At 59.9% G+C, this 26471-nt stretch carries 19 protein-coding genes; 6 read left to right on the top strand and 13 right to left on the bottom strand.

Annotated elements, in window-relative coordinates:
* Positions 1-13 precede the first annotated feature (13 nt).
* Entirely contained in the window at positions 14-1138 is a 1125-nt protein-coding gene (locus tag AC3ZVB_RS00605) for a GNAT family N-acetyltransferase (protein WP_490145519.1), read from the bottom strand.
* 281 nt (positions 1139-1419) lie between these two features.
* Here AC3ZVB_RS00605 and AC3ZVB_RS00600 point away from each other — a divergent pair, with 281 nt between their 5' ends.
* Positions 1420-2751, top strand: coding sequence for a putative porin (locus tag AC3ZVB_RS00600; RefSeq protein WP_162436893.1), 1332 nt, complete (start codon positions 1420-1422; stop codon positions 2749-2751).
* 227 nt (positions 2752-2978) lie between these two features.
* Here the strand turns inward: AC3ZVB_RS00600 and AC3ZVB_RS00595 are convergent, their stop codons facing one another.
* The 3 genes from AC3ZVB_RS00595 to aceK form a co-directional block, all read right to left on the bottom strand.
* Positions 2979-4100, bottom strand: coding sequence for a beta-ketoacyl-ACP synthase III (locus tag AC3ZVB_RS00595; RefSeq protein ID WP_490145518.1), 1122 nt, complete (start codon positions 4098-4100; stop codon positions 2979-2981).
* A gap of 438 nt (positions 4101-4538) precedes the next feature.
* A complete protein-coding gene (gene hrpA / locus AC3ZVB_RS00590; protein WP_490145517.1) occupies positions 4539-8450 on the bottom strand; it encodes an ATP-dependent RNA helicase HrpA in 3912 nt (1303 codons plus the stop codon).
* Positions 8451-8832: 382 nt separating this feature from the next.
* Positions 8833-10551, bottom strand: coding sequence for a bifunctional isocitrate dehydrogenase kinase/phosphatase (aceK, locus tag AC3ZVB_RS00585; protein ID WP_490145516.1), 1719 nt, complete (start codon positions 10549-10551; stop codon positions 8833-8835).
* A gap of 237 nt (positions 10552-10788) precedes the next feature.
* On the opposite strand from aceK, the gene AC3ZVB_RS00580 reads away from it, so the two are divergent.
* Positions 10789-11697 (top strand): DMT family transporter, encoded by a 909-nt coding sequence (locus AC3ZVB_RS00580; RefSeq protein ID WP_490145515.1) that lies wholly within the window; start codon positions 10789-10791, stop codon positions 11695-11697.
* Positions 11698-11859: 162 nt separating this feature from the next.
* On the opposite strand, the gene AC3ZVB_RS00575 is transcribed toward AC3ZVB_RS00580, so the two are convergent.
* From AC3ZVB_RS00575 to AC3ZVB_RS00550, 6 genes are all read right to left on the bottom strand, one after another.
* Positions 11860-13440 (bottom strand): aldehyde dehydrogenase (NADP(+)), encoded by a 1581-nt coding sequence (locus AC3ZVB_RS00575; RefSeq protein ID WP_490145514.1) that lies wholly within the window; start codon positions 13438-13440, stop codon positions 11860-11862.
* Between the two features lie 119 nt (positions 13441-13559).
* Positions 13560-14555, bottom strand: a complete 996-nt coding sequence (gene araD1 / locus AC3ZVB_RS00570) for an AraD1 family protein (RefSeq protein ID WP_490145513.1) — start codon at positions 14553-14555, stop codon at positions 13560-13562.
* A 30-nt stretch (positions 14556-14585) separates the two neighbouring features.
* Positions 14586-15761: an L-rhamnonate dehydratase gene (locus AC3ZVB_RS00565; protein WP_122476260.1), complete on the bottom strand. Its 1176-nt coding sequence runs from the start codon at positions 15759-15761 to the stop codon at positions 14586-14588.
* A 329-nt stretch (positions 15762-16090) separates the two neighbouring features.
* Positions 16091-17095 (bottom strand): 4-hydroxythreonine-4-phosphate dehydrogenase PdxA, encoded by a 1005-nt coding sequence (locus AC3ZVB_RS00560; RefSeq protein WP_162436900.1) that lies wholly within the window; start codon positions 17093-17095, stop codon positions 16091-16093.
* Positions 17092-18048 (bottom strand): amidohydrolase family protein, encoded by a 957-nt coding sequence (locus tag AC3ZVB_RS00555; protein ID WP_194690712.1) that lies wholly within the window; start codon positions 18046-18048, stop codon positions 17092-17094. Before AC3ZVB_RS00555 ends, AC3ZVB_RS00560 begins: the two co-directional genes overlap by 4 nt.
* Positions 18041-19387 carry an MFS transporter gene (locus tag AC3ZVB_RS00550; RefSeq protein ID WP_194690713.1) on the bottom strand — a complete coding sequence of 449 codons (1347 nt, stop codon included), beginning with the start codon at positions 19385-19387 and terminating at the stop codon, positions 18041-18043. Before AC3ZVB_RS00550 ends, AC3ZVB_RS00555 begins: the two co-directional genes overlap by 8 nt.
* A 377-nt stretch (positions 19388-19764) precedes the next feature.
* Between AC3ZVB_RS00550 and AC3ZVB_RS00545 the strand changes: the two genes are divergently transcribed.
* The 4 genes from AC3ZVB_RS00545 (at position 19765) to AC3ZVB_RS00530 (ending at position 23905) form a co-directional block, all read left to right on the top strand.
* Positions 19765-20781 (top strand): Bug family tripartite tricarboxylate transporter substrate binding protein, encoded by a 1017-nt coding sequence (locus AC3ZVB_RS00545; RefSeq protein ID WP_162436903.1) that lies wholly within the window; start codon positions 19765-19767, stop codon positions 20779-20781.
* 53 nt (positions 20782-20834) lie between these two features.
* A complete protein-coding gene (locus tag AC3ZVB_RS00540; RefSeq protein WP_162436904.1) occupies positions 20835-21368 on the top strand; it encodes a tripartite tricarboxylate transporter TctB family protein in 534 nt (177 codons plus the stop codon).
* A complete protein-coding gene (locus AC3ZVB_RS00535; RefSeq protein ID WP_162436905.1) occupies positions 21365-22894 on the top strand; it encodes a tripartite tricarboxylate transporter permease in 1530 nt (509 codons plus the stop codon). Before AC3ZVB_RS00540 ends, AC3ZVB_RS00535 begins: the two co-directional genes overlap by 4 nt.
* A gap of 69 nt (positions 22895-22963) precedes the next feature.
* On the top strand, positions 22964-23905 hold the full coding sequence (locus tag AC3ZVB_RS00530) for a LysR family transcriptional regulator (protein WP_162436906.1): 942 nt from the start codon (positions 22964-22966) through the stop codon (positions 23903-23905).
* A 48-nt stretch (positions 23906-23953) separates the two neighbouring features.
* On the opposite strand, the gene AC3ZVB_RS00525 is transcribed toward AC3ZVB_RS00530, so the two are convergent.
* From AC3ZVB_RS00525 to AC3ZVB_RS00515, 3 genes are all read right to left on the bottom strand, one after another.
* Positions 23954-24817: a DMT family transporter gene (locus AC3ZVB_RS00525; protein ID WP_162436907.1), complete on the bottom strand. Its 864-nt coding sequence runs from the start codon at positions 24815-24817 to the stop codon at positions 23954-23956.
* Between the two features lie 97 nt (positions 24818-24914).
* Entirely contained in the window at positions 24915-25079 is a 165-nt protein-coding gene (locus AC3ZVB_RS00520; RefSeq protein WP_194690716.1) for a hypothetical protein, read from the bottom strand.
* A 253-nt stretch (positions 25080-25332) separates the two neighbouring features.
* Positions 25333-26271, bottom strand: a complete 939-nt coding sequence (locus tag AC3ZVB_RS00515; protein ID WP_490145512.1) for an aspartyl/asparaginyl beta-hydroxylase domain-containing protein — start codon at positions 26269-26271, stop codon at positions 25333-25335.
* Positions 26272-26471: the final 200 nt, after the last annotated feature.

The following is a 26471-nucleotide window of genomic DNA, read 5'->3' as shown; positions in this document are numbered from 1 at the left end:
CCCGGCGCGAGGATCACGCTTGCCGATAAGGCAGCGCGGTCCTCGCTTCTTCGGCATAGGCCAGTACCCCCAAACGCTCCTGGTGCAGGAAGTCTTTGACCGCCGCCTTCAGGCCTGGATGCCGCAAGTAGTGCCAGGAATGGGTGATCACCGGTTCGAAGCCACGTATCAATTTGTGCTCGCCTTGAGCCCCTGCGTCGAAGCGCTGAAAGCCATTGGCAATTGCGTAATCCATGCCCTGGTAGAAACACGTCTCGAAGTGCAAGCGGTCGAACTCCGCCAGACAGCCCCAGTAACGTCCGTAAAAACTGCCACCGCCCACCAGGCTGAAGGCCATTGCCACCGGCCGTGAGCCTTGTTTGGCCAACACCACACGTATGGCTTGCGGCATGCGCTCGGCCAGCAGACTGAAAAACGCCCGCGTCAGGTACGGCGCTTGCCGACGCACCGCGTAGGTATTGGCGTAGCAGGCATAGACAAAATCCCACTGCACCTCAGTCAGTTGCGATCCCTCGAGCCATTCGAAATCAATACCCTGCCCCGCCACCTGCTCGCGCTCCTTGCGCATCTGCTTGCGCTTGCGCGAACTGAGGACGTCGAGGAAATCCTGAAAATCCCGGTACCCGCGATTCTGCCAGTGATACTGACAGCCAATCCGCTGCAGCCAGCCCGGTTGCTCGGCCAATGCGGCGTCGGTGAACGGATCGGTGAAGTTGATGTGGGCGCTGGAAAGCCCTTCGATCTCAAGGTATCCCGGCAGGCTCTTGAGCAGTTCGAAGCCGTCTTCCACCGTGGCCGCCAACAGCCGCGGACCACTGACCGGGCTGAACGGCACCGCAGTCAACAACTTGGGGTAATAGTCGATGCCGGCACGCTCGCAGGCATCCGCCCAGGCGTGATCGAAGACGTACTCGCCGTAGGAGTGCCACTTGCGATAAGCGGGCAGCGCAGCGATCAGCCGATCGCCCTCGATGTGCAACAAATGCTCGGGTTGCCAGCCGGTATGAGGGCCAACGCTGCCGCTGTCCTCCAGGGCACTGAGGAAGGCGTGACGCAGAAACGGCTGAGCGTCCGGCACCAGGGCATCCCAGTTGCGCGGTGAAATGTCGGACAGGTTTTCCAGTCGTTGCAGCGGCATAAATTCCTCTTCACCTAATGCGTGAAAGCTTGGCGAGTATCGCTTATCGCGCAGCAACCTACACGACCTATCCGACCGCAGTGCTCTGGAAAAGGGTTTTCAAACGACTCTGTATCGTCATCGCAATGCCATCACTTCGCCACTGCACTGTCATAAACCATCGCGATACTGGCGCCTGTTTTTAGAGCGTCGGGTTCTAACCCGGCCACTGTTTTCCGTCCATCAATGGTCGGTTGTGCCCTGGATGGCTCAGTCATCCACTCTCATCTTCGGAGATTGATATGCGTCTTGCTTCCACGAAAACTGCGGCAGCCCTGTGTGGCGGACTGCTGCTGGCCATGAGTGTTCCGGCCAGCGCCGCAGTCGACGCCAAACTGCTCGACATGCTCAAGGCAAACGGCTCGATTACCAACGCGCAGTATGGCGAGCTGCAAGCCGAGTTGGCCAGGGATCAGAAAGACCAGCAGATCGCCCGTCAGGCTCAGCAAGAGACCAACGAGCAGATCGCAGCCACTGCGAAGAAAACCGACACACTAAGCGCCTTCGACCAGAAACTGGCGTGGGCAGCCAAGACCCAGTTCAAGGGCGACGTGCGTTTCCGCCAGGAAACCATCAAGAACGATGGCGTTTCCAACAACAGAGACTCGGACCGCCAGCGCATTCGTGCCCGTCTGGGTGCGTACACCGAGATCAACCCGCAGGTCGACACCGGTATCCGCATCGCCACCGGCAGCAGCGACGACGCGCGTTCCACCAACCAGGACCTGAACAACTATTTCGACAAGAAGTCGATCTGGCTGGACCAGGGTTACGTCGACTACCACCCCGACGCGATCAAAAACCTGCACCTCGTTGCCGGCAAGATGCCGCAACAGTGGGTGAGCATGGGCGACATCATCTGGGATAGCGACATCAGCCCGGAAGGTCTGGCAGTGACCTACAAGTACCCACTGGGCGGCAGCACTGAACTGTTCGGTAGCGCCGGTCACTACACCCTCAAGGACAACGTCGACGGCGAAGGCGTGCAGTTCAAACACGATCTGCGACTGTACGCTGGCCAGTTGGGCGCGCGTTTCGCGATCACCGACAACCTCAAAATGACCTTGGGCGGCAGCCTTTACGCCTACGACAACGATGACAGCAGTGCTTGCCCGACGACTGGCGCCGTCACGGCTCCGTGCGCACTGGCCGTCAACGGCAACAGTCCGGGCGAGCAATTCAAACTGTACGAAGGCTTTGGTCAGCTGGATATCGGCGGGCTGCCAATGCCGCTGTCGTTGTATGGTCAGATCGTCAACAACGACGACGCCAGCAACGATCAGGACATGGGCTGGCTGGCGGGTGTGAAGACCAAGCTCTACGGCTTCGCAGTGGACTACAACTACCGCGATGTGCAGCGCAACGCCGTGGTTGGCGCCTTCACCGACTCCGACTTCGCCAACGGCTTCACCGGTTCCCGTGGCAGCAAGTTGAAAGTGAGCTACGAAATCGACAAGAACTTCGCCCTGGGTGCGACGTACTTCATGGCTAACTCCGACTACACCAACGCCAGCGCCGGCCTGAGAGATTCGGACATCAACACCCTGCAGCTGGATGCTGAAGCCAAGTTCTGATAATCCCGCTACATCACTCGGGCAAGGAAGCCCGAGGTGTTTTTCCAAACTCGCGCTGTGGTATCGGTCCCCATCATCCGTCCGATACGGCAGCGCGAGTTTTTTTGGCCCAAAAAAAGATCGCAGCCTGCGGCAGCTCCTACACCGACCGCATTCCAGCCGCGATATCGCGTTGAAACCCGATCCCGTGTAGGAGCTGCCGCAGGCTGCGATCTTTTAAGCCGAACTCAGCGCTTACGCAGAATCACACTACCAATCGAATAACCCGCCCCGAACGAACTGAGTACGGCCAGCGAACCTGCCGCCAGGTCATCCTGGTTTTTGTGAAACGCGATCACCGAGCCGGCGGAGCTGGTGTTGGCGTAGGTGTCGAGAATCACCGGCGCTTCTTCTTCGGTGGCTTCGCGGCCCAGCAGTTTCTTCACGATCAGGTGGTTCATGCTGAGGTTGGCCTGGTGCAGCCAGAAGCGTTTCACGTCAGCAATGTTCAGCGAATTCTCTTCCAGGTGCGTAGCGATCAGCTCCGCCACCATCGGGCATACATCGCGGAATACCTTGCGGCCTTCCTGCACGAACAGCTTGTCCTTGGCGCCGATGCCCTCTTCCGCCGCGCGGTTGAGGAAGCCAAAGTTATTGCGGATGTTATTGGAGAACTTGGTGAGCAGTTTGGTGCTGACCACATCGAACTGATATTCGGACGTTGCCAGATCGGCGCGCTCGATGATCACGGCAGTCGCCGCATCGCCAAATATGAAATGGCTGTCGCGGTCACGGAAGTTCAGGTGACCGGTGCAGACTTCCGGGTTGACCATCAGGATCGCCCGGGCCTGGCCCAGTTGCACGCTGTTGGCGGCGGCCTGGATACCAAAGGTCGCCGAGGAGCACGCGACGTTCATGTCAAAACCGAAACCCTGGATGCCCAGCGCTTCCTGGACTTCGATGGCGATGGCCGGATAGGCGCGCTGCAGGTTGGAACAGGCGACGATCACGCCGTCGATGTCCGCCGCGGTTTTGCCTGCACGCTGCAAGGCTTGCTCGGCGGCGCCGATGGCCATCTGGCACAACACCGACCACTCGTCATTCGAGCGTTCCGGCAGGCGTGGCGCCATGCGTTGCGGGTCAAGGATGCCTTCTTTGTCCATGACAAAACGGCTTTTGATGCCAGAGGCTTTTTCGATAAACGCGGCACTGGATTCGGTCAAGGCTTCGACTTCACCGCGGGCGATCGCTTCGGCGTTGTCGGCGTTAAACTGCGCAACGTAAGCGTTGAAAGACTGCACCAGCTCTTCATTGGAAATGCTGTTGGCCGGGGTATACAGGCCGGTGCCGCTGATGACGACGTTATGCATGGTCGTTTCTCTAATCTGTTCAGGCAGAAAGCATTGGTACCGACGTACCAACGCACAAGGGGTCTATTCCCATCCGGGGGACGCAAACCTGGCATCGCTTTATTCCGACCCGCCCGCAGCCGTGAAGGCTCAAAACTGCGGGGCCGGCGTTTATAGGCGCGAAGTTTGCCATAAACGTAGGGTTTTGGCGCCATTTGCAAAAGCAACAGCAATCCTTGGGACCACCTGTGTTGCACCTTTGTGGCACCTCTGTGGCGAGGGGATTTATCCCCGTTCGGCTGCGGAGCAGTCGCAAAACCTTCACTCTCGGTCCACCTGAAGTATGAACCCAATTCTTTTAGGGCGGCTTCGCCCCCCAACGGGGATAAATCCCCTCGCCACAAAGCCAGTGCGACGTTTCGCTAAATCCCCTCGCCACAAAGCCGGCGCCCACAGGGGTCAGGGTTCGACTTGGCTCCACTGCTTGTTCAGGCGCTTGTCCGAGATCGGCACCTTGGTCCCCAGTTGCTGGGCAAACAGGGAAACCCGGTACTCCTCCAGCCACCAGCGATACAGCTCAAGCTGTGGATCGCGCTTGCCCTCCTGGGCGTGTTTGCTGGCGCGGGCCTGGTATTGAGCCCACAGCCCCGACAACTCACCGCTCCAGACTCGATCCCGCTGCACTTGCGCGCCGATTTTCTCGAAACGTTGCTCGACCGCTTTCAGGTAACGCGGCAACTCCTTGAGCCATTGCATCGGCGTTTCGCGGACGAACCCCGGATACACCAGATGACTCAGTTGCTGCTTGATATCGTTGAGCGCCACAGCCTGCGCCAGATCAATCTTGCCCTTGAAGCGCTTCTGCAGCCCGTGCCAGAGCTTGAGAATCTCCAGCGTCAACTTCGCCAGGCGTTCGGCATGCTCGGTCCAGCCGCCACGCTTACGCTCGGCCAACGCGGCCAATCCAGCGCCGTCACGGGGCAACGGGTCTTCACCCTCAAGAATGCAGCTGTCGAGGCTGGCCAACAGAATGTCCTCCACCAGGCTGTCGATGCGCCCCATGTCGCGGTACATCAGGCCCAGCTCGGTCAGCCCCGGCAACTTGCCACGCAGGAACTTCGCCGGTTCCGCCAATTGCTGCATCAGCAACCGCTGCAACGCGCGGCGATGCTGGAACTCGGCTTCGGCCGGCGTGGAGAACCGCCCTTCCTTGACCGTTCCGTTCTCTTCCACCAGCGCGGGATAGACCGTCATCGACAGCCCGGCGATCTTCTGCTGGGTTTTCTCCGCCACCGCGGCGAAGACTTTCGCCTCCACCGGCTGCTGGCTTTTCGCGGTTTGCGGCACCGCCAGTGCGGCCTGACTGGCTTCGGCGAAACGTGCCGTCAGCTCCGCCAGATCACGCCCTTCGCCGAGGAACTTGCCCTGGCCATCGACGATTTCCAGGTTCATGCGCAAATGACTGTCGACCTGTTGCGCCGCTTCGGCCCAGGCTTCATCACTGACCCGCGCACCGGTCATGCGCAGCAGTTCACGTCCCAGCGCCTGGGGCAATGAGCCTTCCGCAAAAGTCATGCGCTGCAACGCCGCTTTGACGAAATCCGGTACCGGAACGAAGTTTTTGCGCAGGGCCTTGGGCAGGTTGCGCACCAGCGCGATGCATTTGGCCTCGATCACACCCGGCACCAGCCACTCCAGTCGTTCAGGAGGCAGCATCGGCAACAGAGGCGCCGGCACCCTCAGGGTCACCCCGTCGCGGGGATGGTTGGGTTCGAAGTGGTAACTCAGTGCCAGTTCCAGATCGCCAATGTGCAAGGTGTCCGGGTAATGCTGCGCGGTGACTTCGCTGGCTTCGCGAGCCAGTACGTCTTCCTCGCGCATGATCAGCAGCTGCGGGTCTTTCTGGCTGTTGACGCGGTACCAGCTGTCAAAAGTCGCGGTCTGGTGAATCTCCGCCGGCAGCCGCGCATCGTAGAACGCGAACAGGGTTTCTTCGTCGGCCAGAATGTCGCGACGACGGGCCTTGGCTTCCAGTTCGTCGAGCTGTTCAAGGAGTTTCTGGTTGGCGCTCAGGCATTTGGCCTTCGATTGAATCTCGCCCCGCACCAGGCCTTCGCGAATGAAAAACTCACGGGACACCACCGGGTCAATCGGGCCGTAATGTACCGGCCGGCGACCGACCACGATCAGCCCGAACAAGGTGATCTGCTCGAACGCCACGACTTGTCCGCGCTTCTTCTCCCAATGGGGTTCGAAGTGGTTTTTCTTGATCAGGTGCCCGGCCAGCGGTTCGATCCAGTCGGCGTCGATCTTGGCGACCATGCGCGCATACAGCTTGGTCGTTTCCACAAGCTCAGCGGCCATCAACCATTGCGGACGCTTCTTGCCGAGGCCCGACGAGGGGTGAATCCAGAAGCGCCGCTGACGGGCTCCGAGGTAATCACCGTCTTCGGTTTTCTGGCCGATCTGACTGAGCAAACCCGAAAGCACGGCTTTGTGCAGCTTCGGATAATCCGCCGGCTCCTTGTTGAGGCTTAGCTGCATGTCGCGGCAGATCAGGCTCAACTGGCGATGGGAGTCGCGCCACTCGCGCAGACGCAGGTAGTTGAGGAAGTTCTTGCGACACCAGTTACGCAGCGGACTCGCCGTCAGCGCCTGGCGCTGTTCCTCGAAACCACGCCACAGATTGACCAGCCCGGCGAAGTCCGAGTCGACGTCCTTCCATTGCGCGTGGGCCTGATCCGCGGCCTGTTGACGCTCCGGCGGACGCTCGCGCGGGTCCTGGATCGACATGGCGCTGGCAACGATCAGCACTTCCTGCAAGCTGCCGAGCTTGGCCGCTTCCAACAACATGCGGCCCATGCGCGGGTCCACCGGCAGCCGCGCCAATTGACGACCGAGCGGGGTCAGCTGGCTGTTGCGGTCCACCGCCGAGAGTTCTTGCAGCAGGTTGAAACCGTCGCTGATGGCCTTGCCATCCGGTGGTTCGATAAACGGGAAATCAGTGATCTCGCCAAGGCGCAGATGCAGCATCTGCAAGATCACGGCGGCGAGGTTGGTTCGCAGGATTTCCGGGTCGGTAAATTCCGGGCGGCCCAGGAAATCTTCTTCGCCATACAGGCGGATGCAAATGCCCGGTTCGACCCGTCCGCAACGGCCTTTACGCTGGTTGGCGCTGGCCTGGGAAATGGCTTCGATGGGCAGGCGCTGGACCTTGGCGCGGTAGCTGTAACGGCTGATGCGCGCCGTACCGCTGTCGATCACGTAACGAATGCCCGGCACGGTCAACGACGTTTCCGCGACGTTGGTCGCCAGGACCACGCGACGACCGGGGTGCGACTGGAAAATCCGCTGCTGTTCCGCCGGGGACAACCGCGCGTACAAGGGCAGGATTTCGGTGTGCTTGAGCTGCGCCTTGCGCAACATGTCAGCGGCGTCGCGAATCTCGCGCTCGCCGGGCAAAAACACCAGCACATCACCCGGGCTCTTTCGTTCGCTGCGTTCGAACGCGGCGATTTCGTCCAGCGTCGCGAGGATTGCCTGATCCACGGTCAGGTCGTCCTCGACGCGGTTGCCCTCCTCGTCCTGTTCCAGGGTCAGCGGGCGATACCAGGTCTCTACCGGGAAGGTGCGGCCAGAGACTTCGACAATTGGCGCATCATCGAAATGCCTGGAGAAACGCTCCAGATCGATGGTCGCCGACGTGATGATGACTTTCAGGTCCGGGCGACGGGGCAGCAGGGTTTTCAGGTAGCCGAGCAGGAAGTCGATGTTCAGGCTGCGTTCGTGGGCTTCGTCGACGATGATCGTGTCGTAGCGTTCGAGGTAGCGGTCGTTCTGGGTTTCCGCCAGCAGGATGCCGTCGGTCATCAGTTTGATCAGGGTGTTGGAATCGCTCTGATCCTCGAACCGCACCTGATAACCGACCAACGCACCCAACGGCGTACCAAGTTCTTCCGCGACGCGGCTCGCCACACTGCGCGCAGCGATTCGACGGGGCTGGGTGTGACCAATGAGGCCGTACTGGCCGCGACCGATTTCCAGGCAGATCTTCGGCAACTGGGTGGTCTTGCCCGAACCGGTTTCGCCGGCAATGATCAGCACCTGATGCTTGAGCAGCGCCTCTTTGATTTCGTCGCGCTTGGCGGCAATCGGCAGGCTGTCGTCATAACGCACCACCGGCAGGCTGGCACGCCGCGCCAGCACCTGATCACAGGACGCCTGCATGCGCGCCACCCACTGAGCCAGCTTGGCTTCATCAGGTTTCTTGCGCAGCTCAAGCAACGGCCGCCGCAGCCGGTGGCGGTCGGCGAGCATGGCGTGATCGAGATTTTTCAGCAGTTTGTCGATGGAGGGCGATTCGTCAGTCATCAGGTACGCAATTCAGTCGGCTAGTGGCGCAGTGGGCGGATTGTCGCAGATTTGCGCCACTTAACACGACTGTGATGCGCTTTTGTAGAGGGGGATTTATCTGTGGTGAAGGGATTTATCTGTGCTAAGAGGACTTATCTGTGGCGAGGGGATTTATCCCCGTTGGACCGCGAAGCGGTCCCAAATACTAACAGCGGGAATTTTAAGATAATCCGCATCGAATGGTTTTGCGTCTGCTTCGCAGCCGAACGGGGATAAATCCCCTCGCCACAGATAAATCCCTTCCCACAGATTAATCCTCTCAGCACAGATTAATCCTCTCAGCACAGATAAAGCCTTGCACCACAGATAACCCCCAAACCACAGGATTCACTCTGGCGCGCTACTCGCTGTCGAAGCCCTTACGTCGATACGGGAACACATCGATCACCTTGCCGGCGCGAATGGCTTCCTGAAGGCTTTTCCAGTAATCGGCGTTATACAGCTCGCCATGCAACTGATCGAACAGCCTGCGCTGGCCGGAATCGGCAAACAGGAACGGTGGAAACTCTTCGGGAAACACATCCAGCGGACCGATCGAGTACCACGGCTCGGACGCCATCTCATCCTCCGGCGTGCGCGGCTGCGGAATGTGGCGAAAGTTGGCTTCCGTCAGGAAGCAGATTTCGTCGTAGTCATAAAACACCACCCGGCCGTGACGCGTAACGCCGAAGTTCTTCAGCAGCATGTCGCCGGGAAAAATATTCGCCGCCGCCAGTTGCTTGATCGCCAGGCCGTAATCTTCCAGCGCCTCGCGTACCTGATCGTCGTTGGCGTTTTCCAGGTACAGGTTGAGCGGCGTCATCCGCCGTTCGGTCCAGCAGTGGCGAATCAGCACCGTGTCGTCTTCCACCGACACCGTGGACGCGGCCACTTCCAGCAATTCTTCCAGGCACGCCGGATCGAACTTGCTCAACGGAAAGCGGAAATCGGCGAATTCCTGGGTATCGGCCATGCGCCCGACCCGATCGACACTTTTCACCAGGCGATACTTCTCGATCACCGTCGCACGGTCGACGTTTTTCGACGGTGAGAAACGGTCTTTGATGATTTTGAATACGGTATTGAAACCCGGCAGGGTGAACACGCTCATCACCATGCCGCGCACGCCGGGGGCCATGATGAATTGATCGTCGGTGCTCGCCAGGTGGTTGATCAGCGCTCGATAGAACTCGGACTTGCCGTGTTTGTAGAAACCGATCGAGGTGTACAGTTCGGCGATGTGCTTGCCCGGCAGGATGCGCTTGAGGAACCCGATAAACTCCGCTGGCACCGGTACATCCACCATGAAATACGACCGGGTGAACGAGAAGATGATCGACACATCGGCTTCGTCGGTGATCAGCGCGTCGATCTGGATGCCGCGACCTTCGCGGTGCAGCAATGGAATCACCAACGGCCATTGCTCGTCCTGGGTGTAGATGCGCCCCACCAGGTAGGCGCCTTTGTTGCGATAAAGCACCGAGGAAAACAATTCGACGCTCAGGTCCGGGTCCTTGCACACCCAGTCCGGCAGGTTCTCACGCAATTGCGCTTCGAGGCGGCGCAGGTCGCCGGCCAGATCAGCGTAATTCTCGCTGAAACGGTAGTCGGCAAAGATGCTCTCCAGCATCCCGGACAACTGCCCTTGGGGTTTGTAGGTGCGGGTTTGTGCGGCCCGGGCCCGACGCAGGCTTGGCCGGGTGGTGTGGATGAACATGCAGCCGTCACTGATCAGGTCATGGCTGAACAGCCCGCAGAAGATCGAGTTGTACCAGGTCTCGGACAGTTCATCGTCGAAGCGCAGGTCGATCAGCTTGATGTAGGCACTCTTGACCAGTGGCCAGCAGCTGACGTCCAGCGTGTCGCTGTCGAAGGCGATACGCAGGCGCTCTACGGTTTCGCTGACTTTTTCTTCGTACAGATTGATCCGCGCGGCCGAGGCCGATTGCGTCTCCTGCCACTGGGCCTGCTCGAATCGAGCCCGGGCGCCGTCGGTGATCTGGCGGAAATGCTCGCGGTAATCGTCAAAGCCCTCGAGGATCATTCGGGCGATGTCGGCGGCTGGCCATTGCTGCGCCATGGTGAGACCTCTGCGGGAATTCGGAGCCCTGAGCTTAGCCAGTTAACCGGGTGCAGGAGAAGCGCAATTTTGCGGTGATACGGTTTAAGGCCGCTTTGTCTTGCGACGCGACTCCGAGGTGGGTCCTGGCGATCAGTGATCGGCTCACCACCCCCGCTTAATTAATTGCCCGTTTTTCGGTTGCGACAGACCACTCACTCAGCAACACTCCCGTCCCCATCAAGGAAGGAATGCCCCGTGAACCCCGTCGATATTTTCCGTTTGCTGTCGCTGGCCGCCATCTGGGGCGCGAGCTTTCTGTTCATGCGCATCATCGCCCCGGTGATTGGCACGGTTCCGACCGCATTTTTCCGTGTATCGATCGCGGCCGTCGGCCTGCTGGTGATCCTGGGACTGATGCGTATCAGCTGGGATTTCAAAGGCAAACTCAAGACCGTGATGTTGCTCGGGGTGATCAATTCCGGGATTCCGGCGACGCTGTACTCCGTGGCGGCGCAAGTGCTACCTGCCGGGTACTCGGCGATTTTCAATGCCACGACACCCTTGATGGGGGTGTTGATTGGCGGGCTGTTCTTCAGTGAAAAACTCACCGGCGCCAAGCTGGGTGGCGTATTCCTGGGCCTGTTTGGCGTCGGCATTCTGACCCGTGCCGGTCCGGTGGCGTTTGACCTGCAACTGCTGATGGGCGCCCTCGCCTGCCTGCTGGCTACCACCTGCTATGGCTTCGCCGGGTTCCTCGCCCGTCGCTGGCTGGATCAGGCCGGCGGCCTCGACAGCCGTCTTTCGGCGTTGGGCAGCATGCTGGGGGCGACGTTGTTCCTGCTGCCGCTGTTCGGCTACAGCGTGATCAGCGAGCCACCGGCGAGCTGGGGTGGCTGGAATGTCTGGTTGTCGTTGCTGGGGCTAGGCTTGGGATGCACGGCGTTCGCGTACATTGTTTACTTCCGCCTGCTCACGTCCATCGGTCCGGTGAAGTCGATGACCGTGACCTTCATGATTCCGCCGTTCGGGGTGTTGTGGGGGGCGATGTTGCTGGATGAGCCGTTGTCGATGGCGCACATTTATGGCGGGGTGTTGATTGCGGTGGCGTTGTGGCTGGTGTTGAAGCCGGCGGTGGTGAAGCCTGTTGAGGTGGCGGCCAAGTAAAGATGCAGTGCTGCTGATGACGCCATCGTCGGAACGCCGCCCGGGGCAAGCCCGGCTCCCACAGTGATGGGTGTTGCACACAAATCTTGTGCTCAACCTCAAACCCTGTGGGAGCCGGGCTTGCCCCGGGCGGCGTTCCGACGATAGCGTCGGCTCGGACAGCTACAAAGCCGACTGACTCACCTCCCCATCCACCAACCGCCGAATCCCTAGCGGGTTGGCATTCTGCAACGCCTCGGGCAGCAAGGCGTCCGGGTAGTTCTGGAAGCACACCGGCCGCAAGAATCGGTCAATGGCCAGCGAGCCGACCGACGTCCCGCGCGAATCGGACGTTGCCGGGTACGGCCCGCCGTGCACCATGGCTTCGCACACCTCTACCCCGGTCGGATAGCCGTTGAGCAGGATCCGCCCCACCTTTTCCTGCAGCGATTCGGCCAGCCAACGGTATTCCAGCAACTCGTCAGACTCGCCGATCAGCGTCGCCGTCAGCTGCCCGCGCAAGCCCTGCAAGGCCGCGGCCATCTGCGCCTGATCCTCTACTTCAATAACGATGGTGGTGGGTCCGAACACTTCTTCCTGAAGCAACTCTTCGCCCCTGAGCAGCAGGCCGATATCCGCCTGGAACACTTGCGGTTGCGCCTGATTTCCCTGCTGCGGTTTGCCTGCAAGATGCTTCACACCCGGATGCTCGTGCAATTCGGCAAGGCCTCGGCTGTAGCTGCCCAACGCGCCGGCATTGAGCATGGTTTGTGCCGGCTGCTGGTTCATGCTCGCGCAAAACGTTTCCAGAAACAGACTGAACTGCGGCGAACGCAGGCCGATGACCAGGCCAGGATTGGTGCAGAACTGACCGCAGCCCAAGGTCACCGAACCGGCGAGCTGCGCCGCAATCTGTTCGCCACGCACCTTGAGTGCTTCAGGTAGCAGGAACACCGGGTTGATGCTCGACATCTCGGCAAACACCGGGATCGGCTGGGGTCGGGTCGCCGCCATGTGGCTCAATGCATTACCGCCCTTGAGCGAGCCGGTGAAGCCCACCGCCTGGATCGCCGGATGCTTGACCAGCCACTCACCGACGCCACCGCCAAAGATCATGTTGAATACGCCCGCAGGCATCTCGGTACGTTCGGCCGCGCGGATGATCGCATCCGCCACCCATTCGGCGGTTGCCATGTGCCCGCTGTGCGCCTTGAACACCACCGGGCAGCCGGCGGCGAGCGCCGAAGCGGTATCGCCACCGGCCGTGGAAAAAGCCAGCGGGAAGTTACTGGCACCGAACACGGCCACCGGACCTAACGCGATGCGGTACTGGCGCAGATCCGGACGCGGCAATGGCTGGCGCTCGGGCAATGCCTGGTCGATGCGCGCGCCATAGAAATCGCCGCGTCGCAGGACCTTGGCGAACAGGCGCATCTGGCCACTGGTACGGCCGCGCTCACCCTGAATACGCCCCGCCGGCAATGCCGTTTCACGGCAAACAGTCGCGACGAAGTCATCACCCAAGGCATCGATTTCATCGGCGATCGCCTCCAGGAAAAACGCACGCTTTTCAGCGCTGACGTTGCGATAGATCGGATAGGCAGCGGCTGCAGCCTTGGCGGCGGCGTCCACTTCCGCTTCGCTGGCTTGATAGAAGGTACCGGGCAGCGGCTCGCCAGTGGTTGCATCGAGGCTTTGCAGCTGTACCGTCCCGTTGGCGCTGCGACGGCCAGCGATGTAGTTGTGTCCGAGTAACGTGGACATTTGGCATTTCCTTGATCGATGGCAGACCCTGTAGGAGCGAGCCTGCTCGCGAAAAAGGTACGTCCAACACAGCTTCTGTGCCTGAACGACCTTCGCGAGCAAGCTCGCTCCTACAAGGATCAGAGTGTGCGCACCTGGCCGATGCCCAACGGTTGGGAGCTCTCGCCAATGCCGTTTTCCAGGGGCGCACCGAACGCGTCGAGGCTGATCTGGAACCGGTCACCCGGCTGGGTTTTGACCCCGTCGGCGAACGACAGCGTGGCGGTGCCGAAGTAATGCACGTGGACATCCCCCGGACGCAGAAACTGGGCGTATTTGAAGTGATGAAATTCAAGGTTGGCGAGGCTGTGGCACATGTTGTCTTCGCCGCTGAGAAATTCCTTTTCCCAGATCACTTCACCGTTGCGTTTGATGCGGCTGGTGCCGGCCAGATGCCGGGGCAACTCACCAACACGCAGTTCCGGGCCGTAGGCGCAAAAGCGCAGCTTCGAGTGCGCTAGGTACAGGTAATTGCGCCGCTCCATCACATGGTCGGAGAACTCGTTACCCAAGGCATAACCGACACGGTACGGCAGGCCATCGTCGCCGATGACATAGAGGCCGGTCAGTTCCGGTTCCTCGCCGGCGTCTTCGGCGAACGGCGGCACCGGGAAGTCCGCACCGGGTCGCACGACGATGCTGCCGTCGCCCTTGTAGAACCATTCCGGTTGCGCCCCGACCTGGCCGGCTTCAGGCTTCCCACCTTCCAGACCCCATTTGAAAATGCGCATGGTGTCGGTCATGCCGGCTTCAACCGCACCTTCTTGCTGGTGCATCTTGTCCCGCGCCGATGCACTGCCCAGATGGGTCAGGCCGGTGCCACTGATCAGGCAATGGGCCGGGTCTTCGTGATCCAGCGGCGGCAGGACGTTGCCCTGCTGCAGCAGTTGCGCGTAATCCGGGCCCGGCACGGTGCCACGGGTTGCGGCTTCTTCTTGCAGGCTGCGATTGGCGCGGATCGCCGCGAGTGCCAGTTCACGGGTGCTGCGCGTGTTCAGCAGCACCTGGACCTGTGCCCCATCGACGAGGCCGACCTGGCGTTCGCCGGCTGAGTTTTCAAATTGAATCAGGCGCATGTCGGCCCTCCGGAAAGTCAGGGATTGGGGTCATTCGATGATGTTGAAGTCGCTCAAGTATTCATCGGAAATTTCCAGGCCCAGGCCCGGCGTGTTGTCGTCGAGCTGGATGTAACCGTTGACCGGCTGCGGCTCGCCTTTGAACACGTAGTAGAAAAGTTCGTTGCCGACTTCGACGTCGAATACCGGGAAGAACTCGGCCATCGGCGACGCGGTGGTGGACATGGTCAGGTGGTAGTTGTGCATCTGCCCGGCGTGAGGAATCACCGGCACCGACCAGGCTTCAGCCATGGCGTTGATCTTGCGCGCAGCGGTGATGCCGCCGACGCGGTTGGTGTCGTACTGGATCACGTCGATGGCGCGGCGTTCCAGCAGGTCCTTGAAGCCATAGGAGGTGAATTCATGCTCACCGCCGGAGATCGGCATGATCCCCATTTTTTTCAGTTCGATGTAGCCTTCGATGTCATCGGCGATCACCGGTTCTTCGAGCCAGCGCGGCTCAAATTCGGCCAGCTTTGGCAACATCCGGCGGGCATATTCCAGGGTCCAGCCCATGTAGCATTCGAGCATGATATCGACGTCAGGACCGGCCAGTTCACGCAGCGCGCGGACTTGCTCGATGTTCTTGCGCATGCCCGCCGGGCCGTCTTTCGGGCCGTAGCCGAAACGCATTTTCAGCGCGGTGAAACCCTGGTTCAGATAGCCCTGGGCTTCTTCGAGGAACAGGTCAAGGTTGTCGTTGGCGTAGAGCTTGGAAGCGTAGGTCCAGATCTTTTCTTTGGTGCGTCCACCGAGCAGCTTGAACACCGGCTTGTTCACGGCTTTGCCCATGATGTCCCAGATGGCGATGTCGATCGCCGAGATGGCCGCCATGCCGATGCCTTTGCGGCCCCAGGCATGGCTCTGGCGGTACATTTTCTGCCAGATGTATTCGTTGTCGAACGGGTCTTCGCCAATGGCGATCGGGGCCAGGTAAGTGTCGATGATTTCCTTGGCGACACGCGGGGCCAGGGCGCAGTTACCGATGCCGACAAGACCGGTATCGGTCTCGACTTCCACCACCAGCCAACCATGAAAACGGAACGAGCCCATGGCATCGCCACGCTCGAACAGGATGTCGCTGGCATTGGTGCAGAAGTGCGCTTGAGGGGGAACGACTTTGCCTTTCCACTCGAAAACGCGGGTACGGATCGCTTTGATTTTCATGAATACAGTTTCCTTGCGCTGCCGGATTCTTGTCATTGTTGGGTCGTGTGCGCAAAGCCGCTTGGATCGCAGGCTCCAGGCATTCGATGGACCGACTGTAGCCAGCGCCAGGGGGTGGCGGATAATCACTTATGCGTATCCGACGATAACCTGAGGTGATCGCAACAACGGGTTATCAGTCAGATGAGGTTATCGGGCATACACAAACCACTGTGGGAGCGGGCTTGCCCGCGATAGCGGTCTGACAAACACCAACAAGGTGTCTGCACTGCCGTCATCGCGGGCAAGCCCGCTCCCACAGAGTGATGCGTTGTTCGGTTATCGCAAAATCAGTAGCTGTTGGTCCCCATCCGGCAGGCAATCTCGAACGCCTGGCGGATTGCACCGACGTTGGCCTTGCCCTGGCCGGCGATGTCGAACGCGGTGCCGTGGGCCGGGGTGGTGATCGGGATCGGCAGGCCGCCCTGCACGGTCACGCCGCGGGAGAATCCCATCAACTTGATCGCGATCTGGCCCTGGTCGTGATACATGGTCACGACCGCGTCGAAGGCGCTGGCATCGCCCTGCACCTTGAGGAAAATAGTATCGCCCGGATAAGGTCCTTCTGCCGCTATCCCAAGTGCCTGCGCCGAACGCACCGCCGGGCCGATGATGTCCAGTTCCTCGCGACCGAACGAACCGTTGTCTCCGTTGTGCGGGTTCAAGCCGCAGACGCCGATGCGTGGTTTTTCCAGGCCGTTGCGTTTGAGCGCGGTGTCGATCAGCTGGATCGCCTCCACTACGCGCGCTTGAGTCAACATGCCCGGGACTTCGGACAAGGCCACATGGGACGTGACCCGCGACGTCCAGAGATTATCGAGCACATTGAATTCGCAGAACGGCCCGTGGAAATCCAGCAGCTCGGCGAACCAGTGCAACTCGTCGTTATGCGCCATGCCAGCCATGTGCAGCGAGGTCTTGTTCAGTGGCCCGAACAGCACGGCATCGGTGGTCCCGGCCTCGGTCAGGCGCAGCGCTTTTTCCAGGGTATCGAGGCTGTAGCGACCACCGATGACGCTGGCTTCACTGCGGGGAAACTCACCCAGGGTGTCGCCGCGAAAATCGTAGAACAACGGCGTGTCATCGGTGAACGACAACTGCTCCAGCGACGCCACACGACGGTAGGGAAACTCCACGCCGGCAATGCGCATGCCGCGCTGCATTTCCGCCTCGTCAGCAATCAAAATCACGTTCGCCTGGCTGCGCACGGCAGGCTCCGCGAGCAGGCGTGCGATCAGTTCCGGGCCGATGCCCGCCGGGTCACCCAGGACCATGGCGATGGTTGTCTTGTTCATGCTTCACTCCTCAAGGGTTCTGGCCATGTCCGCTCAATGGCGCAAGGCTCGCAGCGATAAACCCGCTGCGCGTTACTGTAGAAAAGTCGTTGCTGATCGGCGCTCGGCAGATCAGCCACGATGGATTTGAATCCGCTGTAAATGTCATCGAACGAACCGCACAGGCTGTCCACCGGAAAGTTGCTGGCGAACATCACTCGATCGGTTCCGAACATGGCGATGACTTCGCGCACGATCCAGGCGTTGTCCTTGGCGCGCCAGGGTTGGCCGGCCTGGCCGAGGCCGGAAACCTTCACCTGCACGTTGGGCCACTGGGCCAGTCGCGACATCGCCAGACGCCACCCCGCCAAGCCTTCGGCGCTACGGTCATTGGGCAACCCGGCGTGGTTGAGAATCAGCGTGGTGCGAGGAAAATCCCGGGCCAGGCGTTCGGCCTCGTGCAGGTTCCACCAGGGTGACTGCAAATCAAAATGCAGTCCCAGACCTTCCAGCGCGGCATAACCGCGACGCCAGCGCTCATCACTCATCAAGCTGCGCACATGACCCACCTGCTCTGGCGTAGTCGGTCCGCCAGGCTTGTGACGCACGCTGCGTACGCACTTGAATGCGGCCTGTTCGGTCAGGACCGCGATGGCGTCCGGATGATCGAGCCAGGCTTGCGCCACGATCGCATTGGGGACGCCATAGCGAGCGGCCAGGCCCTCGATGAAACGGGTTTCGCCAATCGGGTCCTGCGGGTTCCACTCGGTCTCGATGTACACCGTTTGCACGACGTGATGAGGACCGGCATCCGCGAAGTAATCGTCGGGAAAATAACGACGCTTGATCGCACTGTAGTCGCCGTAGCGAAACGCAATATTGGCCTCCGGGGCGAGCCAGGGATGGTCGTTGATCGCAGGGTCCCAGAAATGATGATGGGCATCGATGATCGGGCCATTCCACAACTCACCCATGACGCACCTCATCAAGACTGATGAACAGCGTAGCCAGCACGAAGATCGCCGAGCACACCGCAAAGAAACCCAGGACCGGCGCAAAACCGCCTGACATCTGCAGGATCACGCCCACCAGAATCGGCACCGCGATGCCGCCGGTGCTGCCCGCCATGTTCATCACGCCGCCAATCAAACCGACCCGTGCCGGCGCGGCCAACAACGCCGGAAAGCTCCAGTAGAGGCTGCCCCACATAAGAAAAAAGGCGGTCATGGCCAACAACGCCACGGCCGCAAAAGGATCACTCAGGGTCGGTAGCAACAGGAACGCACCCAGGGCCACCAGACCGGAAAACGCCAGCAGGCTCTTGACCGCAACCCCTCGGCTGACGCCCTTGCGGATCAGGCCGTCGCAGAGAAAACCGCCGGTCAACGACCCCAGAGCGCCGCACACAAAGATCACGAAAGTGGCGGCGCCGATGCCTTTGATATCGAACCCGCGGGCCTGTGCCAGGTAGCTTGGCCCCCAGGTCAGCAGCCCGAAATACACCATCGCCCAGCTGGCGCGACCGATCAGCAATCCGCTCAGGGAACGCGCGGCAATGCCCAGGCCTTTGACCGGAATGCGTGCGGCTTCAGCGGCTGGGGTGGCGCGGCCGGCGTTGATCTTCTCCAGCTCTTCGGCGTTCACCTGCGGGTGCGTGGCCGGGTCATCGCGCAGGTAACGTTGCGCCACCCAGGCCAGCACCAGTGTCGCGATACCGGCAATCACAAAGGCCAGGCGCCAGGAGTCCAGTGAAGCGATCAGGTAGGCAATGATCAACCCGCCAACCGCCACACCCAATGGACTGCCACTGTCCATCAGCACCGCGCCACGGCTGCGCTCGCTCGGGGCCAGCCACAAGGAGATGAGCTTGCCGCCGGAGGGAAACAACGGTGCTTCTGCGGCGCCCAGGGCAACCCGGGCGAACAACAATGACAGCCCTCCCGTAGCGAATGCCGCGATCACCTGAAAGGTGCCCCATAACCCGGTGGACCAGCTGATGACCCGGTGCGGACCGAAGCGATCGATCAGCCAGCCGCCAGGAATCTGCAGCAAGGCATACGCCCAGAAGAAACTGCTGAGAATCAGCCCTTGCATACTCGGTGACAGGGAAAATTCATGGGCGATGGTCGGCATCGCGATGGACAACGACACCCGGTCGATCAGGTTGACCATGGTCAAGGCGAAAACAATCGCGAAGATTTTCCAGCGCACATTGCTGGCGGTGCGAGTGGTCGCCTGCGGTGTTGCCGCAGTCACTGCCGCTGACTGAACATCTGCACCAGGCAGATGCAGGGAAGCACTGGGACGAGCCATGGTGCGTACCTCTGTTTATTATTTTTGTGGATGCAACGACACCGTTTATACGGCGTCTGGTGAGCACTATCGAAGGCTCGGTGATAACCGTCTAATCAATACTTGAAATCAGGCGATAGCCTTGGGTTATTGCATACCCTGCTTTCACCGGGCTTTCACTGCCTCGCGTCTGAAGAGCTTTTCATCGCAAAACGCTCTGGCACAAAGCGCTGGGGGAAAACTGTCATTTTTGATGTTGGCACCTATAACCCCAGGCTATCGGTGTATGTATTGTTTTGACTAGACGCGAGGCAAACACCTTCCCACACTCGGACCAGGCTTGCGGCTTTCGAGCGCAGACAAGTCACTCATAACAACTACAAAAACGAGGCCCTTCCATGCGAAATGCATTCGTCCGTCGTACGTCCCGTCTGTTTCTTGGCTGCACACTGGTCGCCGCCGGCGCCCTTCCTGCACTCGCTCACGCAGCCTGGCAACCGGACAAGAACGTCGAAATCGTCGTCGCCGGCGGTCCTGGTGGCGGCACCGACCAGCTCGGCCGTCTGATCCAGTCGATCATCACCACTCACAAACTGCTCGACGTTAATACCATCGTCCTCAACAAGGGTGGCGGCAATGGCGCCGAAGCCTTTCTCGACCTGAAAATGAACAAAGGCGATCCCGACAAACTGGTGATCGGTACCAACAACATCTACTTGCTGCCCCTGGTGTCCAAGCTCGGTTATCAATGGCAGGAACTGACACCCGTGGCCGCAGTGGCTGAGGACGACTTCATCCTCTGGAGTTACAAAGGCGCGCCCTGGAAGAACGCCAAAGGATTCTATGAGGCCGTCAAGGCTGACCCGTCAAACCTGCGCATGGGCGGCAGTCAGTCCAAGGATGTCGACCAGACCCTCACCCTCCTGCTGAACCAGACCACCAACAGCAAACTGGTGTACATCCCGTTCAAAAGCGGCAGTGAAGCAGCCACTCAACTGGCCGGCAAACACATCGCCGCCAACGTCAACAATCCCAGCGAAAGCATCAGCCAATGGCGTGGTGATCAGGTCGAGCCGCTCTGCGTGTTCAGTAAAGAGCGCATGGCCTACACCGAGAAAGTCGCTGGCGACAAGTCGTGGGCCGATGTCCCGACGTGCCATGAAGAAGGCCTGGGGGTCGATCAGTACCGCTTCCCGCGCACCGTGTTCATGCCTGGCGAAGTCACCGCCGAACAGCGCGCGTTCTATGTCGAGTTGATGCGCAAAGTCACCGAGACGCCTGAGTTCAAGGCGTACGTCAAACAGAACGCTCTGGTGCCGACCTTCCTCGAGGGCGAGCCGCTGACCGCCTACATTGAAAAAGACACCGCTCGCGTGACCCCGGTGTTCAAGGAAGCCGGCTGGCTGAAAAACTGAGTTGCCCACGGCCGTCCGCCTGCGCACGGCCGTCACCTTCTGGAGGTGCTTTCATGTCTCATTCTTCGGATTCACCCGCGCTGGTCGGCACCCGCTGGGTCGAACTCGGCCTGACATTGTTCACCACGCTGATCGGCGCGGTGGTGATGTTTGGCAGTATCGAACAAGGTATCGGCTGGGGCGATTCCGGCCCCGAGCCAGGTTACTTTCCCTTCTACATCGGCCTGATGTTGAGCGCGGCCAGTGTGGGCAATGGCGTATTGACCCTGGTGCGCTGGCAAGCCCTGAGCATTTCATTCGTCAGCCGTAGCGCGTTCAAGCAAGTGATATCGGTGTTTATCCCGATTGCGCTGTTCGTGGCGGCCATGCCGTTGACGGGCATTTATGTCGCCTCAGCCTGTTTCATCGCCTGGTTCATGTGGCGTGACAAGGTCCGTACCCAGCCCTACAGCAAGTTGATGATCGCCACCGTATCCCTCGGTGCCGTGCTTGCCAGCTATCTGATTTTCGCACTGTGGTTCAAGGTCCCGCTGGATGCCGGCCCGATGGGCGACTGGATTGCCCAGGTCGGGAGATCTTTCAAATGAGCGAGTTCGATTCCCTGTTGCAAGGCATGAACCTGATCCTGACCCCGGGCCATATCGGCCTGATGGTGATCGGCGTGCTGCTGGGCATTCTGGTCGGTGTGTTGCCCGGTCTCGGTGCCCCTAATGGCGTGGCGCTGCTGTTGCCGCTGACGTTCACCATGTCGCCGGTTTCGGCGATCATCCTGTTGTCGTGCATGTATTGGGGCGCGCTGTTTGGCGGCTCGATCACCTCGATCCTGTTCAACATTCCCGGTGAGCCCTCATCGGTGGCGACCACCTTCGACGGCTATCCGATGGCCCGTGAAGGTCGCGCCGCTGAAGCCCTGACCGCAGCGTTCAGCTCGGCACTGATCGGCGCGCTGGCTGGCGTTTTGCTGCTGACCTTTTTGTCGACGCGCATTGCCGAATTCGCCATGTCCTTCAGTTCGCCGGAGTTCTTCGCGGTGTACCTGTTGGCGTTCTGCACATTCATTGGTATGAGCAAAAATCCGCCGCTGAAAACCGTGGTCGCCATGATGATCGGTTTCGCCATGGCCGCAGTTGGCATGGACACGGTGTCAGGCAACCTGCGCCTGACTTTCGATCAACCGGCCCTCATGACCGGCATCAGTTTCGAAGTGGCGGTAATCGGCCTGTTCGGTATCGGTGAAATTCTCTGCACCGTCGAGGAAGGCCTGGTGTTTCGCGGCGAGCACGCACGCATTACACCGATGGTGATCTTGCGCACCTGGGCCAAGTTGCCGCGTTACTGGTGGACCATTTTGCGCAGCACGCTGGTGGGTTGCTGGATGGGCATTACGCCTGGCGGTCCGACGGCGGCATCGTTCATGAGCTACAGCCTGGCGCGACGCTTCTCGAAGAACCGCGACAACTTCGGCAAGGGTGAACTTGAAGGGGTGATTGCTCCGGAGACCGCTGACCATGCGGCGGGCACCAGTGCCCTGCTGCCGATGCTGACCCTGGGCATTCCCGGCTCTGCCACGGCAGCAGTGATGCTTGGCGGGTTGATGATCTGGGGCCTGCACCCTGGGCCGACGCTGTTCGTCGAGCAGCACGATTTCGTCTGGGGACTGATTGCCAGCATGTACCTGGGTAACGTCGTGAGCCTGATCGTGGTGTTGGCCACGGTGCCATTGTTCGCTTCGATCCTGCGTATCCCGTTTTCCATCATTGCGCCGATCATCATCATGGTCTGCACCATTGGCGCGTACTCGGTGCACAACTCGTTCTTCGACGTGGTGCTGATGCTGGGCTTCGGTGCGCTGGGGTACCTGTTCAAGAAGCTCGGTTACCCGATTGCGCCACTGGTACTGGCCGCTGTTCTGGGGGACAAGGCTGAAGATGCGTTCCGTCAGTCGATGCTGTTCTCAGACGGACAACTGGGGATTTTCTGGTCCAACCCCTTGGTGGGTTGCCTGACGACGGCGGCGCTGCTGATGCTGTTCTGGCCACTGATTTCCAAGGCGTTGCAAACCCTGATGGGCTTGCGCAAACCCGCTGTCGCCAAACCAAAATCGGTGCTGTGACACAGCAATGCTGGCAACGCCTGACATTTGTTGTCAGGCTTGCCGCAGTCTTTTTTGCGAGTCGAGCCCATGACCCGAATTCCAGAAGCCAATGTGATCCACAGTCGACTGCGTCTGCGCCAATTGCGGCTGATGCTCGCGTTGGAGGAATTCGGTTCGTTGCGCCGCGCCGCTGACCACATCGGCATGACCCAACCCGCCGCAACCAAGATGCTCCATGAAGCCGAGGACCTGCTGGGCGTCGAGCTCTTCGAACGTCTGCCTCGGGGCATGCGCGCTACCCCGTTCGGGGAAACCGTCACCTATTACGCCCGCATGGTGTTCGCCGAACTCAGCGGCATGCGCGAAGAACTGGTGGCGCTGCAGTCCGGCAATCTGGGTCGAGTTGCCGTCGGCGCGATTCCCGCTTTGGCCTCGGGACTGTTGACCCGCACCATCGCGACCTTGAAGCAAAGCCATCCCCGGTTGTCCATGAGCATCCAGGTCGACACCAGCGACGTGCTGGTGCAGGCGTTGTTGCAGGATCAACTGGACATCGTGCTCGGGCGGATTCCGGCGGGTGCCCGGGCCGAAGAATTGCTGTTCGACAGCCTCGGCGAAGAGGCGTTGTGCGTCATCGCTGGCGCGCATAATCCGTTGGCAAAAGAGACACAACTGAGCTGGGCCGAATTGCAGAACATGACCTGGGTGCTGCAGCAGCAGCCAAGCCCGATGCGCGCGATCATCAATCAGGTGTTCCACAATGCGCGGGTCGATATCCCCAGCAGCATTGTCGAAACCACATCGATCATGACCTTGCTGTCGTTGATTCAGCAGACCGACATGCTCGGTGTCACGCCGGTGTCGGTGGTCGAGGATTATGCCGGTCGAGACTTGCTGGCGGTGTTGCCGATCAAGTTCGAAGCGCGGCTGCCGCCTTTTGGGCTGATCACCCGGCGGCATCGCATTCAATCATCGGCCATGCAGGCGTTCATGAATTCGGTGCGGGCGGAGCACGCGCTGACCAAATAAAAAAGGCCCGGAGCAGTACTCCGGGCCTTCTGGTTTCTTCGCGCGCTCTTATGCCGGTTTGCGGAACACAAACACCAGCCCGACGATGATGAGCAACATGCCGAGCATGCTCAGCGTCGCCAACCGATTACCGAAAAACAGGTAATCCATCACCGCCGTCACCGCGGGCACTAGGTAAAACAGACTGGTGACATTCACCAGATTGCCCCGAGCGATCAAGCGGTACAGCAGCAGCGTCGCCAGCACCGAAACTACCAAGCCCATCCACAACACCGGCACGATGAAACCGCTGCTGTGCTCGAAGTGAAATGGCTGGAACGGCACGAAAATCCCGCACAGCAACAGGCCGGCGAGGTATTGCACAGGCAGCGTGCCGAGGGGATTTTCAGTGATGCGCTTTTGCATGATCGAACCGAACGTCATGCTCGCCAGCGCCAACAGGCCGAAGACCATCCCAGCCAGCGACATCCCGGCCAGACCGATGCCTTGGTAAACCACCATGATCAATCCGGCCAGCCCCAGCGTCAGCCCGAACATCCGGCTGATCGATCGCTGCCGCTCCATGATCACCACGGTCAGGATCGGCTGCACGCCCATGATCGTCGCCATGACGCCAGGCGTGACTTTGAGGTCCAGGGCCAGCAGATAAAAAATCTGATAGGCCCCCAACAGCACCACGCCCGTGGCCATCGCATACAACATCGGCTTGCCGCCCTTGGGCAGTTTCAGTTTGAGCAACGGCGTCAGCAGCACCAATCCACAAAGGGCAATGGCGAAGCGAATGATCAGAAAGGCAAAGGGTGACGCGTGGGCCAGCCCCCATTTGGAGAAGATCGCTCCGCTGCTCCACAGCAGAACGAACAGGCTCGTGGACGCCGCCGCGAGCGCGGTTTTTTTCGAAAGGACAAACATGAATACCACCTGTAGTCAGGCAAAAAGCCAATCCAGCCGGAGCTGAAGTTCAGTAGGTTTTTTCAGGCGGGCGCGGGGAACAGCAAGACGAAGCTGATCAGCCCGAAACGCCGACGCCCGGCGGTGATACGACTGCGTACACCGGCGTGCTACGAACAGGTGGGGGGTAATGACTGATCTGCACAGGCTGCTGATTCCCGCACGGCACGACGCCAGCGTTGACCGCTGAATCGACTACCGCGTTGAGGAAGGAAGCTGGCATGGGCTGATCTTTTTTGATGAGTGGACGGCGGGTTGGAGAACACCGAGCGGCGACTATAACCAGTGGGTGATATGGATTGCAATGGACGAATATCGAACGTAATACAACCTGTAGCAGCTGGCGCAGCCTGCGTCCGGCTGCGAAGCAGTCGTGCATCAGGCGACACGGGGCTTCAGAAAAACCTCACTTTAAACTCTTGCGACTGCTTCGCAGCCGGACGCAGGCTGCGCCAGCTGCTACAAAAAGCGTGTTTTTAACCAAACAGCCAATACCCCAACGCCACCAGCACCACCACCGCCAATACTGGCCGCAGCACTCGGTAAGCCTTGGGATGACGACGCTTCCACTGTTTGATCACGCCACTGAACCGGTCGCTGGAGTTCTTGCTCCAGGCATAAACCTGATTGATCCCGCCAACACGTTCGTCATCCAGGTTCTGCGGCGCCGTGGCGCGGCCGAGCCAGCCACTGATGAAACGGTTGATACGGGTCATGAACCGATTGCTGAGCGGTCGCTCGATGTCACAGAACAGGATCACTCGAGTCTTTTCGGTTTCATTCTTGACCCAGTGAACATAAGTTTCATCGAACATCACGTCTTCGCCATCCCGCCAGGCGAATTCCTGACCATCGACGAAGATCCGGCAGCTGTTGGAATTAGGCGTCGACAGTCCCAGGTGATACCGCAGGGAGCCCGCGAACGGATCACGGTGCGGGTTCAGGTGACTGCCCCCAGGGAGCAACGCGAACATCGCGCCCTTGACGTTGGGGATGCTGCTGACCAGTGCCACGGTTTTCGGGCACAGGGCTTCGGCAGAAGGCAGCGGTTTGTCGTACCACTTGAGATAGAAACGCTTCCAGCCCTTCTTGAAGAAAGAGCCGAAACCGGCGTCGTTATTCTTTTCCGCGGCGCGAATATAACCCTCGTCAAACAGGTGCATCGCTTCGTCACGGATGTCTTCCCAATTGTCCTTGAGTACGTCCAGCTCCGGGAATTTACTGCGGTCCAGATAAGGCCTGGACGGCACGGCGGAGAACACATACATCAAGGCGTTGTAGGGCGCGAACAGCGCTGAGTGGTTGACGAACTGTCGCAGGACAGGCAATCGCGCCTTGCCGCGCAAATGGACATAGAGGGTGCTGCCCAAAAACAACAATAACAGCGACGCCTTCGCGGCAAAGGAAAAGGTCATCAACAACTCCTTGAGAATAGGCAACTCTGCACTACGCCATTTACCCGACGTGGCAGCCGGCCATGATAATCACTACCGGCCTCGGGAAAAACCCGCTTTATTTAACATTCAGTATTGAAGATTGCGTAACAAAGCACTTCATAACACGGGATTACTGAACGGGAGCTGACCTGAGTCAGCACCTTGCTACCCTCAATGCC

Source organism: Pseudomonas sp. MDV22-iso1 (assembly GCF_058145095.1).
The sequence above is the reverse complement of the archived record's forward strand: the minus strand, read 5'-3'. Positions and strand labels throughout refer to the sequence as shown.

Coding starts and splice junctions, on each gene's coding strand:
- AC3ZVB_RS00530 (WP_162436906.1), top strand. CDS start 22,964: ATGACCCGAATTCCAGAAGCCAATGTGATCCACAGTCGACTGCGTCTG.
- AC3ZVB_RS00550 (WP_194690713.1), bottom strand. CDS start 19,387: ATGGCTCGTCCCAGTGCTTCCCTGCATCTGCCTGGTGCAGATGTTCAG.
- AC3ZVB_RS00535 (WP_162436905.1), top strand. CDS start 21,365: ATGAGCGAGTTCGATTCCCTGTTGCAAGGCATGAACCTGATCCTGACC.
- AC3ZVB_RS00525 (WP_162436907.1), bottom strand. CDS start 24,817: ATGTTTGTCCTTTCGAAAAAAACCGCGCTCGCGGCGGCGTCCACGAGC.
- aceK (WP_490145516.1), bottom strand. CDS start 10,551: ATGGCGCAGCAATGGCCAGCCGCCGACATCGCCCGAATGATCCTCGAG.
- AC3ZVB_RS00555 (WP_194690712.1), bottom strand. CDS start 18,048: ATGGGTGAGTTGTGGAATGGCCCGATCATCGATGCCCATCATCATTTC.
- AC3ZVB_RS00545 (WP_162436903.1), top strand. CDS start 19,765: ATGCGAAATGCATTCGTCCGTCGTACGTCCCGTCTGTTTCTTGGCTGC.
- AC3ZVB_RS00575 (WP_490145514.1), bottom strand. CDS start 13,440: ATGTCCACGTTACTCGGACACAACTACATCGCTGGCCGTCGCAGCGCC.
- araD1 (WP_490145513.1), bottom strand. CDS start 14,555: ATGCGCCTGATTCAATTTGAAAACTCAGCCGGCGAACGCCAGGTCGGC.
- AC3ZVB_RS00595 (WP_490145518.1), bottom strand. CDS start 4,100: ATGCATAACGTCGTCATCAGCGGCACCGGCCTGTATACCCCGGCCAAC.
- AC3ZVB_RS00540 (WP_162436904.1), top strand. CDS start 20,835: ATGTCTCATTCTTCGGATTCACCCGCGCTGGTCGGCACCCGCTGGGTC.
- AC3ZVB_RS00515 (WP_490145512.1), bottom strand. CDS start 26,271: ATGACCTTTTCCTTTGCCGCGAAGGCGTCGCTGTTATTGTTGTTTTTG.
- AC3ZVB_RS00600 (WP_162436893.1), top strand. CDS start 1,420: ATGCGTCTTGCTTCCACGAAAACTGCGGCAGCCCTGTGTGGCGGACTG.
- AC3ZVB_RS00560 (WP_162436900.1), bottom strand. CDS start 17,095: ATGAACAAGACAACCATCGCCATGGTCCTGGGTGACCCGGCGGGCATC.
- AC3ZVB_RS00605 (WP_490145519.1), bottom strand. CDS start 1,138: ATGCCGCTGCAACGACTGGAAAACCTGTCCGACATTTCACCGCGCAAC.
- hrpA (WP_490145517.1), bottom strand. CDS start 8,450: ATGACTGACGAATCGCCCTCCATCGACAAACTGCTGAAAAATCTCGAT.
- AC3ZVB_RS00520 (WP_194690716.1), bottom strand. CDS start 25,079: ATGCCAGCTTCCTTCCTCAACGCGGTAGTCGATTCAGCGGTCAACGCT.
- AC3ZVB_RS00565 (WP_122476260.1), bottom strand. CDS start 15,761: ATGAAAATCAAAGCGATCCGTACCCGCGTTTTCGAGTGGAAAGGCAAA.